This window comes from Winogradskyella sp. (assembly GCF_965228925.1).
Lineage (GTDB): Bacteria > Bacteroidota > Bacteroidia > Flavobacteriales > Flavobacteriaceae > Winogradskyella.
In genome coordinates this window covers 4,261,670-4,278,590 of the sequence record NZ_OZ245845.1, presented here as the reverse complement: position 1 = coordinate 4,278,590, position 16,921 = coordinate 4,261,670, and the positions used below count along the sequence as shown (strand labels likewise).

The 16,921-nt window shown below is 36.5% G+C and carries 17 protein-coding genes; 8 read left to right on the top strand and 9 right to left on the bottom strand.

All coding sequences use genetic code 11. The features are described 5' to 3' along the window. The first annotated feature begins 34 nt into the window (after window positions 1–34). From ACO052_RS17985 to ACO052_RS17965, 5 genes are all read left to right on the top strand, one after another. Complete coding sequence (locus tag ACO052_RS17985; protein WP_422105174.1) at window positions 35–490, top strand: DUF4442 domain-containing protein; 456 nt, start codon at window positions 35–37, stop codon at window positions 488–490. Window positions 491–635: 145 nt separating this feature from the next. Then, window positions 636–1,463, top strand: coding sequence for a TIGR00266 family protein (locus tag ACO052_RS17980; protein ID WP_422105173.1), 828 nt, complete (start codon window positions 636–638; stop codon window positions 1,461–1,463). A gap of 215 nt (window positions 1,464–1,678) precedes the next feature. Next, window positions 1,679–1,876 (top strand): hypothetical protein, encoded by a 198-nt coding sequence (locus tag ACO052_RS17975; RefSeq protein WP_422105172.1) that lies wholly within the window; start codon window positions 1,679–1,681, stop codon window positions 1,874–1,876. A 107-nt stretch (window positions 1,877–1,983) separates the two neighbouring features. Further along, the gene (locus ACO052_RS17970) at window positions 1,984–2,325 is read left to right on the top strand and encodes a hypothetical protein (protein WP_422105171.1); all 342 of its coding nucleotides are present in this window, start codon (window positions 1,984–1,986) and stop codon (window positions 2,323–2,325) included. Window positions 2,326–2,447: 122 nt separating this feature from the next. Further along, window positions 2,448–3,479, top strand: a complete 1,032-nt coding sequence (locus ACO052_RS17965) for a transporter (protein ID WP_422105170.1) — start codon at window positions 2,448–2,450, stop codon at window positions 3,477–3,479. A 50-nt stretch (window positions 3,480–3,529) separates the two neighbouring features. On the opposite strand, the gene ACO052_RS17960 is transcribed toward ACO052_RS17965, so the two are convergent. Both ACO052_RS17960 and ACO052_RS17955 read right to left on the bottom strand, forming a co-directional pair. Then, window positions 3,530–4,468 carry a LysR substrate-binding domain-containing protein gene (locus ACO052_RS17960; RefSeq protein WP_422105169.1) on the bottom strand — a complete coding sequence of 313 codons (939 nt, stop codon included), beginning with the start codon at window positions 4,466–4,468 and terminating at the stop codon, window positions 3,530–3,532. Between the two features lie 153 nt (window positions 4,469–4,621). After that, complete coding sequence (locus ACO052_RS17955; RefSeq protein ID WP_422105168.1) at window positions 4,622–5,974, bottom strand: hypothetical protein; 1,353 nt, start codon at window positions 5,972–5,974, stop codon at window positions 4,622–4,624. 140 nt (window positions 5,975–6,114) lie between these two features. Between ACO052_RS17955 and ACO052_RS17950 the strand changes: the two genes are divergently transcribed. Genes ACO052_RS17950 through ACO052_RS17940 form a run of 3 tightly spaced genes read left to right on the top strand, consistent with a single transcriptional unit; the run spans window position 6,115 to window position 9,902 of the window. Then, window positions 6,115–6,627 (top strand): RNA polymerase sigma factor, encoded by a 513-nt coding sequence (locus tag ACO052_RS17950; RefSeq protein ID WP_422105167.1) that lies wholly within the window; start codon window positions 6,115–6,117, stop codon window positions 6,625–6,627. Window positions 6,628–6,678: 51 nt separating this feature from the next. Then, entirely contained in the window at window positions 6,679–7,605 is a 927-nt protein-coding gene (locus tag ACO052_RS17945) for a FecR family protein (protein ID WP_422105166.1), read from the top strand. After that, window positions 7,602–9,902, top strand: coding sequence for a FecR domain-containing protein (locus ACO052_RS17940; protein WP_422105165.1), 2,301 nt, complete (start codon window positions 7,602–7,604; stop codon window positions 9,900–9,902). The genes ACO052_RS17945 and ACO052_RS17940 overlap by 4 nt, the downstream gene beginning before the upstream one ends. Before the next feature lie 70 nt (window positions 9,903–9,972). On the opposite strand, the gene ACO052_RS17935 is transcribed toward ACO052_RS17940, so the two are convergent. From ACO052_RS17935 to ACO052_RS17905, 7 genes are all read right to left on the bottom strand, one after another. After that, window positions 9,973–10,389, bottom strand: coding sequence for a DUF2141 domain-containing protein (locus ACO052_RS17935; RefSeq protein ID WP_422105164.1), 417 nt, complete (start codon window positions 10,387–10,389; stop codon window positions 9,973–9,975). Window positions 10,390–10,675: 286 nt separating this feature from the next. Beyond that, a complete protein-coding gene (locus tag ACO052_RS17930; RefSeq protein WP_422105163.1) occupies window positions 10,676–12,007 on the bottom strand; it encodes a DUF58 domain-containing protein in 1,332 nt (443 codons plus the stop codon). Beyond that, complete coding sequence (locus ACO052_RS17925) at window positions 12,007–13,068, bottom strand: AAA family ATPase (protein WP_422105162.1); 1,062 nt, start codon at window positions 13,066–13,068, stop codon at window positions 12,007–12,009. The genes ACO052_RS17930 and ACO052_RS17925 overlap by 1 nt, the downstream gene beginning before the upstream one ends. Beyond that, window positions 13,068–14,273: a DUF4350 domain-containing protein gene (locus tag ACO052_RS17920; RefSeq protein ID WP_422105161.1), complete on the bottom strand. Its 1,206-nt coding sequence runs from the start codon at window positions 14,271–14,273 to the stop codon at window positions 13,068–13,070. Before ACO052_RS17920 ends, ACO052_RS17925 begins: the two co-directional genes overlap by 1 nt. Next, window positions 14,266–14,994 (bottom strand): DUF4129 domain-containing protein, encoded by a 729-nt coding sequence (locus ACO052_RS17915; RefSeq protein WP_422105160.1) that lies wholly within the window; start codon window positions 14,992–14,994, stop codon window positions 14,266–14,268. The genes ACO052_RS17920 and ACO052_RS17915 overlap by 8 nt, the downstream gene beginning before the upstream one ends. Continuing rightward, a complete protein-coding gene (locus tag ACO052_RS17910; protein ID WP_422105159.1) occupies window positions 14,987–15,907 on the bottom strand; it encodes a hypothetical protein in 921 nt (306 codons plus the stop codon). The genes ACO052_RS17915 and ACO052_RS17910 overlap by 8 nt, the downstream gene beginning before the upstream one ends. Continuing rightward, window positions 15,904–16,887, bottom strand: coding sequence for a stage II sporulation protein M (locus ACO052_RS17905; RefSeq protein ID WP_422105158.1), 984 nt, complete (start codon window positions 16,885–16,887; stop codon window positions 15,904–15,906). Before ACO052_RS17905 ends, ACO052_RS17910 begins: the two co-directional genes overlap by 4 nt. Window positions 16,888–16,921: the final 34 nt, after the last annotated feature.

Sequence of the window (16,921 nt, the reverse complement as noted above, 5' to 3'; positions counted from 1 at the left end):
TGGACTATTTTAGTGCGAAATCAAACTGAATTTTATGACCATATCACCATCAAAACTCAATACCTATCTGCTGTTTAAACTGCCTTCTGCTTATTTTACAGGAGTGCGGACCAAACATATTGATGATACGACTTGTGTGGTTTCCGTGAAGCATCGTTGGATCAATCAAAATCCATTTAAGTCGATGTTTTGGGCAGTGCAAGGTATGGCAGCAGAATTAACCACGGGTGCTTTGGTCATGAAAAAAATAAGAGAGCGTGGTAAAAAAATATCCATGCTTGTGGCTAATAATAATGCCACTTTTACCAAAAAAGCAACCGGAAGAATAACCTTTACGTGCGAAGAGGGCCATAAGATAGACGAGGCTATCGATAAGGCGATTTCAACCGGTGAGGGCCAAACCGTATGGTTGAGTGCCAATGGCGTTAATAAAGATGGGGTAGAAGTATCATCGTTTAATTTTGAATGGACATTAAAAGTGAAAAGTTAGAAGTACGAAGTTAGGAGTTTGAGGTCACAACTTATTTGTCATTGCGGGGAGTGAGGAACGAACGACGTGGCAATCTCAATTTTTTTTGTAACAAAAAACTATAGAATTCAACTTATTAACAAATCAACTTAAAAAGAAGAAAAAAATGGAAAAATTACCAGACTTTACCGATAGAAATGCTCACGAAATTGATTATCGTATTTATGGTGAAGAAATGCAATATGTAGAAATAGAACTCGATCCACAAGAAGCCGTAATTGCGGAATCTGGAAGCTTTATGATGATGGACGATGGCATAAAAATGGATACCATTTTTGGTGATGGTTCACAAAAGGATAAAGGCTTTCTAGGCAAGATATTAGGAGCGGGAAAACGTATTCTCACGGGTGAGAGCTTATTTATGACCGCCTTTTATAATGACCTTTCGGGAAAACGCAATGTGTCCTTTGCCTCACCTTATCCGGGCAAGATTATCCCTATAGATTTAAATGAATTTAGAGGGAAATTCATCTGTCAAAAGGATGCCTTTTTATGCGCAGCAAAAGGGGTGAGTGTTGGTATAGAATTTTCAAAAAAATTAGGACGAGGTTTATTTGGAGGTGAAGGCTTTATTATGCAAAAATTAGAAGGTGATGGTATGGCCTTTGTTCATGCAGGAGGTACTATGGCAGAGAAGACTTTACAACCTGGCGAAACGCTTCGCGTCGATACCGGTTGTATTGTCGGTTTTACCCAAGATGTCGATTATGACATTGAATTCGTAGGCGGTATTAAGAATTCTATTTTTGGAGGTGAAGGACTGTTCTTTGCCAAGTTAAGAGGTCCAGGAAAGGTCTATATCCAGTCCTTACCATTTAGTCGATTGGCTAATCGGATTATTGCCTCTGCGCCACGCGCTGGAGGAAAGGATAGAGGAGAGGGAAGTATACTTGGTGGCTTAGGTGATTTGTTGGATGGGGATAATCGATTTTAAATAACAACAATAAAATCAGATACTTAGCTTGTAAGAAATGGCTTTGTTATTTTATTGTTTTCATCGATAGATTCCAACTTTTAACATAATAAGCTGTTAAACTTTATACGAAGATTTCCAACGAAAACGTTTTTTTTCTATCTTAGGAGAAGAATTGAAACCATAGCCTATAGAGAGAATTACCTTTTTGTTGAACCTAAAACTAAGTATTACTTATGGCGAGAGCAATGTTTGAGTACACTAAAACTGTACTTAAAAAGGTGAGTTTTGATGCGACATTATTCTGCAGAGAAGTGGAAAAAGCAGTAAAGCGGTTACTGCCTCACGAACTAGAAGAATTGAGAATTTTTATTCTGTCCCTAATCAATCAAAACCCAGAATTAAATAAAAGTTTAATTTACTTGAAAGCATAAAAAAAAGCGACTCACGAGTCGCTTTTTTTAGTCCCTAAACTTATCTTTGTCCAAAATCAATTCAGCTGAAAAAGTACATCGTTTTCATATTACTTTTATCCTTTGCTTTGCGTCCAATATATTTCGTGGGTAACGTATTGTACTATCAACTTAATATTGATTACATCATAGAAACCTACTGTATAAATAAGGATCAGCCAGAACTACAATGTAATGGGAAGTGTCATTTAGCCAAGCAATTAAGTGTCACTGATGATGAGGCCTCAGGAGAAACGTCCATGTTTAGCGTGCTGCATGAAGCCTTTTACCCATTATTTTTCCAAAGTGATAAGCACCCAAGCGAAAACGAATCCCATGATTTAAGAACTTTAGAGTATTGGACATATCAATCCAATTTAAAGCATCTATATATTTACGATTGTTTTCAACCACCAGAAATGGCCGTTTAACTTCCGCATAAGTCTAAGACTTAATTTTCAAAAAAATACAAAAACTTAAAGAGGAACTGTTCGATGTAAAAGCATTATGAACAGGATTCCCATGGCTCTTTGCGAGTCAAAAAACTATAAGAATGAAACAAATTATATCTGCCATAGGTATTATGGCAACATTTATGCTTTGCGCGCAAGAAACAGCACAAACATCAGAACAATGGAAAAGTAATAGACCGGATGGTCATGCCCCAATATCTGTAATGGGTGATCACATGCATAACAAAGGTGGTTTTATGCTCTCCTACCGATATATGCACATGAATATGGAGGATTTATTGAGAGGGACAGATGATGAGGCTTTTGCTGATGTTTTGGTCCCTAATGGTGGGGATTATATGGTAACTCCAACCAATATGCCTATGGATATGCACATGCTTGGTGCTATGTATGCCATAAATGACAAAATTACCTTTATGGCAATGTTGAACTACATAAGTATGGAAATGGACCACATAACGGCAATGGGCGGGACGTTTACCACGGAGTCCACTGGTTTTGGTGATACTAAGATTTCTATGCTATACCGTTTTTTCAATAAAAATAGACAACAATTGCACGGTCAGATAGGCTTATCCATCCCAACAGGAACCATACAGAATGAAGACGTGACTCCTGCCTCTAATGGTCAGGATGTCATTCTGCCTTATCCTATGCAGATCGGTAGTGGTACTTTAGACCCAGAAATTGCTTTGACCTATTTATGCCAAGGTGATCTGTTATCTTTCGGGACGCAATTGAGAGGGACGTTTAGATTTGGTGAAAATAGCAACGAGTATCGTTTAGGAAATCGGTATGCGCTCAATAATTGGCTAGCTGTTAAAGCTACGGATTGGCTTAGTTTTTCGGCCAGAGTAGAGGGTGTTGTTGTCGGCGAAATAGAAGGGAGCAACCCGGATTTGAACCCCGGTATGGTCATTACTGCGGATACCGATAATTCTGGAGGAACGTTTATAAACTCGGGATTAGGGTTTAATCTTTATGCGCCAACAGGAGCTTTAAAGGATTTAAGGTTAGGCGTTGAATTTGCGACTCCTTTATTACAAGATTTAAATGGCGTACAATTGAAAACGAAAGAAACCATTACTGTCGGTTTACAGTATGCTTTTTAGGTCAACTATATTAGAATTATTAAAATCCCTCTATTAGAAGAGGGATTTTTTTATTTAGACAGTGGACTAATAATTTGAACATCGCTGAATGCGATAGCCCCGCGAATGATTCCGGAAATCACATTATGCATTGCATCAATAATTTGCATTTTTAACTCACTTTTGTGATAGATAATACTGACTTCTCTTGCTGGTGAGGGTTCGGTAAAATGCCTTAAATTAGGATTCAGTTTTTCTTTTATATCCAAAGTGTGTAGATAGGGAAGAAGCGTCATGCCCATTCCTTCGTTAGAGAGTTTAATAAGTGTTTCTATACTACCACTTTCTAACTGAAAGTTCTCATCGATTTGATCCTTGAAGGTTTTACATAAATTAATGACGCCTTCTCTAAAACAATGGCCATCTTCCAAAAGGAGCATATCTTCAATTTCCAAATCAGAAACTTCAATAGTCTTTTTGTCTCTTAATCTATGGCTATTGGGAATATACGCCACAAAAGGTTCATAATATAACACACGCTCTTTGATGTTGTCATTTTCTAGAGGTGTTGCTGCAATAGCTGCGTCTAAATGCCCATCATTGATGCGTGTTAAAATTTCTTCGGTGGTTAACTCCTCTATTTTTAATTTCACCTTAGGGTATTTCTTAATGAAGTTCTTTAAAAACATAGGAAGTAAGGTTGGCATTATCGTTGGAATAATGCCTAATCGAAATTCGCCTCCAATAAACCCTTTTTGCTGGTCTACGATATCCTGAATACGCTCGGCTTCGTTAACAATATTGCGCGCCTGAAATACGATTTTACGTCCAACATCGGTCAATTCAATAGGCTTTTTGCCTCTATCGAAAATAACTACATCGAGCTCGTCTTCTAATTTTTGAATTTGCGTACTTAAAGTCGGCTGAGTCACGAAGCACTTTTCCGCAGCTTTAGTAAAGTTTTTATGCTCGGCAATAGCGAGTGCATATTTAAGTTGCGTAATGGTCATTATAATTGATTTAGGCTATAAAAATACAAAAACCATTGTTGTTTTCTATGATAATGAAACAAAAAAAGCCTTCAAGAATGACCTTGAAGGCTAACTAATCAACTTACAAACTTAATTCGTAATCAAATTACTCTACTACTTTGATTAACGTTTTTAGTCGCAGTCTTTTTCTAGAGCAATAAACTCGTTATTAGACTCTAATAATATATATTCTTCACTACATTGAGCGACTGTCCAGTCAAGGTTAGAAATTGTATCTAATGGCTCAGGTAGCACAAAAGACATAGATAATACACCACTAGGATTACTTGCTATTTCCCAAGTTCCGGATATAGCTGTGCCATCTCCTAACTCAACAGTAAGGGTACCATCCGCATTAAAAATCGCATCTAGCGCTTCATTTTGTGATAGTAGGCTAGCGTATACATACCATTCGCATTCTGCTAAATTGCTTACGATATCATTTTCGTCGCAATTCAGAGACCCGTCATTTTCACAGTCAACAACATCACTTTCATCAAAGCCTAAACACAGGGCAAAACACAAATTAGGGAAAACTTCAACTACGGTTTCACCAGTAGCAGTGGTCATCTCAATACACACTGGGTCTATAGGTTGGTCTTCACATTCTTCACACTCGTCATCATCATAATCGTCGTAATCATCATAGCAATCTTCTAAAATATCTTCAATATCCTCTGGATCATTAATCGTAACGACGGTTTCATCTCCTAAAGTTACTGTGATAGGATAGACAAAATCGAAAACATAAACATCGTATAAGGCTGTAGCCAATTCCTCTTCAGAATTAATCGTAATAACGTCTCCATTTTCAGTAATTACGGATACTGGAAAGTTAAGTTCAAAACATTCAACACCACCGCCAACATAATAATCATCTTCGCAATCATCTACAAAATCATTTTCTGTAAATCCGTCTTCTATGGCATAGCATTCGTTAGGATAGGTAACAACAAATGTTTCTCCACTTGGGTCTGTAACTACCACGCATACTGGATCGTAATCTTCATCACAATCATCAATATCATCATCGTCAAAAGCGCAACTCAATAGTAGCTCTATAAATTCTTCTTCATCATCTATGGTTTCGACTTCGATGCTGTCTGAATCATCGTCAAATGTTTCAACGTCGAAAGGAAATGCTATACCGTTTATGTATAGCTCGTCAGTTGAACCTAACATAACCTCGATTAACCCGTCTAAGTCTTCAACCGTTACTGTCGTACCATTGTTATAGGACAATGTTAAGGGATAAACAAAATCAAAGCAGAAATCCAGAACAATATTACCGGCAGGATTATTCTCTACACTAATATTGCCATTTAAATCAAATTGAGTACTCAACTGACTTAAGGCGGTTGTGATTGATGTACTTTCCTCGGTTTGTTGTTGCTGTCCGTCGTCAACAGGCTCATTGTTTGTACAAGATGTAACGACAAAAAGTGCTACAAACATACTTAAGATAGCAAATTTTAAATTTTTCATTTTAATAGTTTTTGGTTTAAAAGGTTTGAAAAATGTTTTCTTGAGGTTAATCGCTAATAAGACAACCCGAAAAAAAAAAACCCTACTTTTTCTCAAATTATTTTTTTCATAGTTTTGAAAAATTAACCTCAAAACAGCTAATGTCTAGCGATAAACGCAATATTTGTCACTCAAAAACCTTTGAATTTATATACAATACCTACGCAAAGGATATAAGGCGATTTCTTTTTTTTAAAACCCAAGATATCAATAAAGCTGAAGACTTGATGCAAGATGTTTTTATAAAGCTCTGGAATAATTGCGGAAGTGTAAATTATGATAAGGTAAAGTCTTATATCTTTAGTATAGCCAATAATATGTTCTTGAATACCGTAAAACACGAAAAAGTAGTTCAGGATTACAACAAACGCAACAGGAAAGAAGATACAAATGAATCTCCGGAGTTTATTATGTTGGAGAAAGAGTTTATGGAAAAGTTAGAAGCGACGATTGCTAGTTTGCCAGAGAAACAGCGAGAGGTATTCTTGATGAATCGAATAGAAAAGAAGAAATACAAACAGATAGCAGAGCAACTTCAGATTAGTGTTAAAGCTGTAGAAAAGCGGATGCATCTGGCGCTTACGACTATGCGAAAAGAAATAGGTGACATTTAATTTTTTAAAGTAGGGTTTTTTGATAGTCAGTTGTCTTAATTTTAGAAACGTATGAAAAACGAGCATGTACATAACAATTCGGAGACCTTTTTGGCCCAATGGCTAGAAGGCCAACTTACAGATGAAGCACTTAAGAATCTGGTGAGTGAGGAGGATTATATAGCTTATTTAAAAATAAGACAAGGCTTAGATGTTCGTGAACAACTCGAAGCACCTGTTGATGGATCGTTTTCAAAAATTCAAGAACGTATTTCAAAAAAGAAGGCTAAGGTAAAACCACTTTACACCAATTGGGCTATTGGTATTGCCGCATCTGTCCTAGTGTTATTTGGTCTATTTACATTTTTAGATGCTGATGAGGTTATTGTTGAAACTGGATATGGCGAACATAAAACCTTGGTACTTTTGGACGGTTCTGAAGTGATTTTAAATGCTAAGTCAAAGCTCACTTATGATGAAAGTACCTGGGATAAGGAGCGCAAGCTATTTTTAGAAGGCGAAGCTTATTTTAAAGTCGCTAAAGGGAAGACCTTTGTTGTTAATACGGATCAGGGCGCCGTATCAGTTTTAGGAACGCAGTTTAATGTTAATTCGAGAAGTAACTTTTTTGATGTGGTTTGTTACGAAGGAAAAGTTGGTGTTAAAACATCAGAATTTGAGACTGTGCTTTTACCCAATGACGTGGTTAGGTATGTTGATGGACGAGTTACTGAGGTCATCAGAAGCTTAGAAAAAGTACCGACTTGGATCCACGGAGAAAGCAGCTTTAATAGTGTACCGCTACGTTACGTTATCAAAGCATTAGAGGATCAGTACCAAATTAATTTTGATGCTGGTGCTGTCAACGATTCGGAAATTTTTACAGGTAGTTTTCCACACGATAGCCTAAATATAGCTTTAAAGACTGTCTTTGAGACACTCAATATAACGTATCATGAAAAAGAAAAACGTAACATTAAACTGAGGTATAAAGAATGAGGTTAATATATATCTTGGCCTTAATGTTACTTCCTACACTAGCCTTTTCACAAGAAGAGGCTTTTTACATTGAATTTGATGATGTTAGCTTACAAGATGCCATAGCGGAGATTGAGAATGTCTATGATGTCCGCTTTTCGTTTAAAGACGATTATATAAAAGACAAGAGAATTTCACTTGACGGCAAAGCGCGCACCTTATCAGAACTTTTAAATATACTTCAAGATCTAACAAATCTTTATTACCAACTTGTTGAGGGACGCTATATCATAGTGAGTGTGCAGCAAGATACCATTGTGGTCACTGAAACACTAGATAAAGTGGTTGTTAAAAGTTATATCGCAAAAGGTATTGAAAAGAATAGTGATGGAACCTATAAACTTTATCCTTCGCGATTGGGAATTTTACCGGGATTAATTGAGCCCGATGTTTTAGAAAGTATCCAGTTATTACCCGGAGTATTGAGTCCCAACGAGACCGCTTCGGGCTTTTTTGTTAGAGGGGGATATGCTGACCAAAATCGATTGCTCTGGGACGGAATAAACATTTACCACAAAGGTCATCTTTTTGGAATGATATCTCCCTTAAACCCTAATGTGGCGTCAGAGATAAAATTTATAAACAAAGGGTCTCATGTGCGCTATGGAGAGCGGTTATCGAGTGTTATCGATATTAGCTCAAAGACCGAAATATCCAATGACATTAAGGCAGAACTAGGAGTGAATGGCATGAGTGCAGATGCGATTTTAGAATTGCCATTGATTAAAGATAAACTAAGTGTTCAAGCATCACTGCGGCATAGCTACACAAGTATTTTAGAGACCTTTACGTTCGATCAGTTGGCCGACAAAGTATTTGAAAGTACAAAGATTAGCCAGAACGACAATGGAGACAATGATTTCTCATTTTTAGACTATAATGTGAAGCTCAACTACAAGCCGAATACTAAGAACCATTTTTTCGCCAGTATTATACATATTGATAATCAACTCGACTATATCTCTAATGAATCTGAAACCGATAGGGACTTTAATGACCTTTTGACCATTAGGAATACGGGCTATGGTTTGGGTTGGAATGTCATCTGGAATGATAAACTAAGGCAATCTACCCAAGCTTTTTTCTCTGATTATGCATTCGACTACAACTTCATCACTTTCGAAAATGATACACAAGTTTCGGATTTTGAAAAGAGAAATGTCATATTTGATTCGGGCATATCTACCGAACTAAACTATAAGGCTTCAGAGCAATTTAACTATGATTTGGGCTATCAATACACCCTAAAGGATGTGTCTTATGCCTTTATAAATAGAGCGGATTTAACCTTTGTTCTTGATGCGGAGGCGCAAATTGTCCAAACCCATAGTGCTTATGCGAATGTCGATTTTAAAAATCCTAAATTCTTGGATGTTTCTTTAGGTTTGCGAAGTACGTATTTTCAGGAATTAGACGCCGTTCGCTTTGAACCGCGATTATTAGTATTTAAGGCTATTAACGAACGCTTTAAGCTTCAGGCCAGTGCTGAGATGAAAAATCAGATTATTAGTGAAATTGATGAGACCGTTTTTAGTGATTTATCTTTAGAAAATAGAGTTTGGCGCTTGGCCAATGGTGATAATTCGCCCATTATAAACAGTAAGCATGCCTCTTTTGGGTTTATCTATTCTAATAGCACTATTAGCTTTGATGCCGATGTCTATTATAAGCGATTGGAAAATGTTTCCGCTTTATCACTTGGTTTCTTAAATCCAGAAAGTATAGGTTTTAATATCGGAGATCAAAATATTTTTGGTGCTGATGTCTTTCTAAAAAAACAATTCAATGGATTTGACTCATGGATTAGTTATTCATACAACAGAGCCAGAAGTCAATTTAATAACCTTAATAACGGTGATTCTTTTAAGTCTAAATCTAATATTACACATGCTGTTTCCTCTGCATTGAGTTATAAGTTGGATGGTTTTCAAGTGGCATTGGGTTGGAAATGGCAAACAGGAAGACCATTCACTCTGGCTGAGGTAGGTGAGGACGGTCTTGAGTTTAACAATGGGGTTAATACAGGGCAATTACCCGTATATCATCGCTTGGATCTGTCTTCTACCTATAGCTTCAAGATGTCTAAGCGTAATACCTTGAGAGGTAAGGTGGGTGTTTCTATTCGGAATCTTTATAATAGGAATAACTTGATTTCTCGAGAGTATCGAGGGAACAACAGTTTGGATGATCCTGTTGAACTGATTGAACGCTTTTCTATTGGGATTACCCCTAACTTTATGTTTAGGCTCTACTGGTAGACCATATAAAAAACCTTCAAAAACTATTTGTTTTTGAAGGCTTTATTTTTTTGATTGATGAAGCGGTATGCTAGAAACGAATATTGAATTCTAAGTCTTCGCCCTCAACCTTAAATTTAGCATCATCGTATTGCGGTGGCCCCATAGCCATCACGTTATTCGATATTCCAAAGGATTCCTTTGGCATTCCATTTTCCTGGAAGTCCATACGCTTATTGTCGTTGGCATCGTGCATGGCCAAGATGGCGTACTCTCCTGGTAGTACATTCTCAAATTTGATGGTGACTTTTCCATCCTTGATTTCTGTTTCGGCATCCATAACACCGTTTCCTTTCATAAAAGTTTCGGAAGTGTGGAGCGACATTAAAACTTTCCCTTCGTCACTTGTTACATTATCTATGGTCACTGTAATAGTTACACCTTCATCTTGTGAGAAACCTATTAAGGTGGTTAATGCTAGAGCTAAAGTTAAAACTAGATTCTTCATGATATTCGTGTTTTTAATGGTTATTTATTTGTGTGCTTCTCCAACGAAACTTTTGCCTCCTTCGTCGAAATTATGCTACGAAGGCCGAAAGTGAAGTCGGATTGACGATTCAAATATCCAACAAACCTTAACAAAGGCATAATCTGTTTTACTGAAATGTATTTTTATGAGGATGAATTGTAGTTTGGCAGTAAGCAGTAAGCAGTAAGCAGTAGGCAGTGGCCCGTTTATTTGCTTATGTGTTGATTTGTTTATTCGTCAATCAACAAACGAAAATTGCAGATCGTTAGAGTAACCCTCTTGCTTTTATCTCCAAATACTTATTAATGGTATTGATGGTTAAATTTTGAGGCGTGGTCAAAATAGTTTGGATACCGTGTTTTTGAAGTTCGTTGACAATTAACTTCTTTTCATACATAAACTTCTCTGCAATAGTCTTTTGAAAAATCTCAAAGGTATTGTGGGCCTCTACGCTGGTCAGTTTTTCGAGTTCTGTATTTTCAAAAAAGATGACCACTAACAAGTGATTTTTAGCTATGGCTTGTAGATATGGTAATTGCCTGTGCAAGGCATCTAGAGTCTCAAAATTGGTATAGAGTAGAAGCAGACTACGCTGTGTGATGGTTCTTTTAACATCTATATATAATCTTGAAAAATCAGATTCAGAGAAATCTGTATTCACATTATACAAGGTCTCTAGAATTTTGTTCATTTGCGTAGGTCTACGCTCTGCCGTTACCCTATTTTCCACTTTTTTAGAAAAGGTAAACATCCCGGCTTTATCTTGTTTTTTCAGAGCCACATTGCTAATCACCAATGTGGCGTTTATAGCATAATCCAGAAGGCTTAAACCTTCAAAAGGCATTTTCATAGCTCTGCCTTTATCGATGACACTATAGACAGGTTGTGAACGCTCATCTTGATATTGGTTGACCATTAATTGATTGCGTTTTGCTGTGGCTTTCCAATTGATATTTCTTATATCATCACCGGGAACGTAATCTTTGATTTGCTCAAATTCCATAGTGTGACCAATGCGACGTATCTTCTTTAGTCCATATTCGAACAATTTATTGGAGAAGGCGATAAGCATATATTTTCGCAATTGCAGAAAAGAGGGATAATTAGGTACCATCGCGTCCTTTGCAAATTGAAAACGTCTGGTAACCAATCCTACGGGTGAATTGACATAAATATTGAGATGTCCAAAATAGTATTCGCCGCGTTCGAGAGGTCTTAAGGTGTAGGTAATTTTCTTTTCCTGGTGTTTGTCGAGCTGTGTTTTAATCTCAAAATCGCGTTTTTGATATTGGAATGGTAGCTCATCAATAAGCAGTAGTTCAGTTTTGTAGTTATAGTTGTTAGTAAGTGTCAGTGCTATCGGGTTGTCATCACCATTGCTCAACTTCTCGGGAAGTATGCGGGAAGCGGAAATTCCCTTTTGTTTAAAGAGCAAAATAAGATCGACGATTACGAGTCCTAGAGCAACAAAAAACAAAGCTTTAACCATACTTAATAAGCCCGGATAGATGTAGGATAAGATAAATAGTGCTACGAATGCCATAGCCACTAGGAAAAACCGAAAGGTTAAATAGGTATGTTTAAAGAGACGTTTCACTATCTAGGAATCTCAATAGTCTCTAAGATTTGATCGACCACTTTATCGACTGTAAAGGCTTCCATTTCACGCTCGGGTGTCAATACCAAGCGATGTTTTAAAACAGCTTTAGAACAACGTTTTATATCATCTGGAGTTACAAAGTCTCTACCGTTAATGGCAGCATTGGCCTTAGAAGCATTTAAAATGGCAATAGACGCCCTTGGCGAGGCTCCTAAGTAAAGATTGGCATTGTTACGCGTATTTGTCACAATGGAAGCGATGTAATTTAAGAGGTTGTCTTCAACGATAATTTGCTTTATTAAGGCTTGATATCTTTTAATGGCATCTGATGATAATACCGCCGAAATGGTATCCAAATCCATCACATCCTGTCTTTGATGGTTTTCCATTAAGATTTGTACTTCATCTTCAAGTGAAGGATAGTCGACTTCAATCTTAAACAAAAAACGGTCTAGTTGGGCTTCTGGTAATCTATAAGTACCCTCTTGTTCGATTGGGTTTTGTGTGGCAAAAACCAAAAAAGGTAGTGCCATGTCATAACGTTCACCATCCATAGTGATTTGGCGTTCTGCCATAACCTCAAATAAAGCTGCTTGGGTTTTCGCGGGAGCTCTGTTGATTTCGTCAATGAGCACTATATTTGAAAAAATAGGGCCCTTTTTATATTCAAACTCATTGGTTTTTACATTAAAAATTGAGGTCCCCAATATGTCACTTGGCATTAAATCTGGCGTAAACTGGATACGGCTAAAACCGACATCCATAGTTTTGGCCAATAACTTTGCTGTCACAGTTTTTGCAACACCGGGAACACCTTCTATAAGGGAATGGCCATTGGTGAGAATTGAAATAATTAAAAGTTCAATCATTTCATTTTGTCCTACAATAAACTTGGCAATTTCTTCCTTAATCTGTCCAACACTGTCTTGTAAAGGTTTTAAATCTATACGGTTTTTGAAATCCTCTGAAGCGTTTTCAGGGACCTGAGGTGTGGTGTTTATGTCCTTTGGGCTTGTCTCATCCAAGGGATCGGATGACGGCGTATTTTGATCTTCCATTATAATCTATGTTTTGTAAAATGTTCTATTTTTTTGTTTAATTCTATAAGCTCTTGTTCAGTATGGTAGGTCTTAGATTTTAAAAAGACCAAATAATCAATCAAGGCTTTGGTGTCTTCTTTGGAGTTGGTCGACTTAACGCTTAATTTTTCTATAAAACTTTGGTTCAGTTGATTTGTGTCGAGATAATAGGTTCTACGTACAAACTCTAAAAAGTACGCTATCTTTTTTTCAATAATATTTGAGAAATCTCCATGCTGATAATAAAGTTCACCAATGGTTTTGGTAAAATCTACGGTAGCATTTTCTAGTTTGCCAATCACTGGAATAATACGCTGTGTGCGTTTTCCCCTAAAAATCACAAACAGAATAAGACCAAACATACTCATATAAAAGGCCCATTTTAAAGCACCGTTTTGGAGTATAAATCGCAATGGGCTTGTAATGACTTTTCGGCCGCTTTTATAATTATTATCCCAAATAATTTGCTGTTTGGGAAGGTAAGACAACACAGTAGCTGTATAGTCTTCCTTGTCTGCCATAAGGTGGTAATTGGTGAAGGCAAATGGATTGGTATGCAATATAAATTGTCCTCCATTTTCGCCGATAGCCACGTTTACGAAATTTGGATGCGTTTCTTCAATGTCGTCATCGTCCTTGGTGGTAATTGTACCTAAAACCGTGGTGTTTAAGGTGTCTATAGAACTAAAATGGCTATTCTCGATGACATCCTTGAACTGGCGATTGTTTTTTTGGAGGGTGGGGTTTGTGAATTTATGGTCAGACGCCTTTTTGTAAAGGTTCCCATAGCGACGTTCCACAGCAATATTAAGCGAATCGAGCACGTTGCCATAAAAAGAATTTCCACTCATAAAAATGGTATTGCCTTTTTCAGCGAAGTCCATCAAAGTTTTTGACTCTTCCCTGTCAAAACTGAGGTAATTGTTAATAAAGATGAGTGTTTTTAAGGTTGACGTATCTGAACGTTTTAGATATTCATATATGTTGCGTTCAGAGGTCAATATTTCGTCATCGGTGAATGTTTCCAGTTCATTGAATACAATATAGCAACCTAGAGGAATTTTATCAGCAGCTGAGTAAGAATCACGCCAATTAATGGCTTTGGGTTTGGTGACTTCGGCAATCATCATAAAAACTATGACCGCGGCAATAATATAGAGTGCTATTTTAGAACGCTTATCCACGCTGCGTCGTTTTTATGAGTTGGTTGAAATCGTTTTTGTTTTTGTTGAAGCTCTCTTCGTCAATCGGAAATTCCCCATACCAGACATAATCGTAGATATAAGATATGCGCTTAAACAAGGCCTTTAATTTTGAATCTTTAATTTCGTTGAGATAATCGGTATTGGTTTTGTCGTAATGCCATTCTATGGCCTTTTTATTGGTTAGAGCTTTTAAAGACTTAAGATACATATAGCGCGTAGCCAATCGATAATTATTGTCCTTTAGGGCTTGTTTAATAAGTCGATCAAAATCGACCTGTTCAATGTTTTCTTCTACATAATTAAAGCCCTCAATGGCTCTGTCTTCAGTTTTAAATACTGAACTTACAGGATTTTGTAGTAAGAATTTTATCAATAGGTAAAACACAATGACGCCCAATAGCCCATAAACGATATATTCTAAGGTTTGGTAATCCAAAAAGCTAATATCAAATCCAAATACATCACTTAACCAATTAAAGAAAGATCTTAAAATACGCTGTATTAAGTTAATGCCACCTGTATCATTGATAGAATAGTTAAAGTCGTCTCCAGCATAATTATCCTTAAAATTATCCTTAAAGTAGGTGACCTCCAGAGCCGAAGAATCCCTTTTTATGATGGCATCTTGCGCATTCAGGTTTAGGGCATATATCAATACCAATACAAATAGGCCTCTATGTTTTAAGTTGGATTTAATCATTAACGCCAATTTGATCTATTTTCTCTTGAAGAAAGGTGTTGTACTTCATTTCGTATAGGTTGTAATACAAGATCCCATACGATAATTGGGTCAATCCTTGGGTGAAAATAAAAACGAGCAAGACAACGGCAAACCACAAGGTAAAAAACAAGGTAGCCGTGGTACTTGTTTGTATATCGATACCACTATCAACAGAAAAATAAGTGCCGATTCCCATTAAAACAGAAGGAATTAATACCAGTAGACCACTAATCACAAAATTTAAAATCCCGATGACTATACCGTATAAAATAATTCTCCAAAATTTAGAAAAAGTAAAGTCAAACCCTTCCGAAAAGGCTTCTCCAATACTTTTCTTAGTAGAAAAAATCGACATAAATGTAATACCAAAAACAGCAGTCAGTATGGCATTTAACCCAAGTCTTCCAAGAAAACCTAATAATGGAATAAAAGCTATTATAAAAGAGATGATGCCATATGCTATATATATCAAGATACCGATAACAATAAACAAAATTATGGATACTATATTACCAGTAATACTGTTCCAAATTCTTTTCGATTTAATAGCTCCTTCATTATTGACATAGTCGGCCACATAAGCGCTAGAGAAACTATAATTTATAAGTGAAGTTATAAAAACGACTAAAACAAGAATAATAGCACCGGCGATTAAATAGTTGTCACTAGATACATTACTACCCATGCCAAATCTAAAATCTCGACTCGCTAATCCCATGAAGCCCGTGACCAACAAATAAGAACAAATCAGCGTTAAAACAATAGATATCACATTATACCTTAAATACAAGTTGGTGTATGCCTTAAAATTATGCTTAAGGAATAAAAAGTAGGTATTGATAATATCGCCAAAAGTACTTCTTGTTCTAAGTTCTATATATTTTTCGTTCACAATGATTCGGGTTTGACCATTAATCTTTTTTGATACTTATTTAGTAAAGTGGGGTAAATGATATAGTAATAAACAATTATAAAAAGTGAAATAAAAATAATACCATAGGCTAAAATCCAAGGCATCTGCTCTCCATAACGCGTTATAAAGCCTTCAATAAATCCTGCTATAATGAAAAATGGAATGGTACTGACCATAATCTTTAAACCATCTTTAGCTCCTTTCATAAAAGCCACACGTCTTGAGTAAGTTTTGGGAAATAAGAAACTATTACCCATCACCAAGCCAGCACATCCTGCAATGACAATCACTGAAATTTCAATAGTACCATGTAACCAAACCGTTGAGGTTTTTTCGAGAATACCATAGTTATAGAAAAAAGTAATAAAAGCACCTAGCATAATACCATTGCTAAATAATACCCAAATAGTACCCACGCTAAAAATTACTCCAAGAGCAAAGGCGATGATAGCCACTCTAATATTGTTTATGGTAATCCCTAAAAAGCTTCCGATATTACTCCCACTTTTATAAACAGCCATAGGTTCACCATTCTCTATATTCTCAATGGTCATATTGACATAAGAATCACCTAGTATGAGCCTTAAAAAGGTGTCGTCGTTTAATGTTGAGACTACTCCGATTAAAACGGCGGACATAAATATTAAAAAGGCGTACAACAGTGTTTTATGATACTGGTAGAAAAATAATGGGAATTCATCGCGCCAAAACGAAATGATTTTGTTCTTTGACTCTTTTTTGGTGATATAGATTTTCTGATGGGCCTGCGATGCCAATGAATTTAAATACAACAACGTCTTACTATCGGGATAGTACGTTTGGGCATACGATAAATCGTTGGTGAGTTGTATATAATAAGAAGCCAAATCATCTGGATTTATTTTGGCATTATTGTTTAATGCGTTTTCAAAACCAATCCATTTTTCCTTATTTTGCTTCACGAAAGACGCTTCGCGCATAAACCATTCTAATTTAAAACGAATATACAGTGCA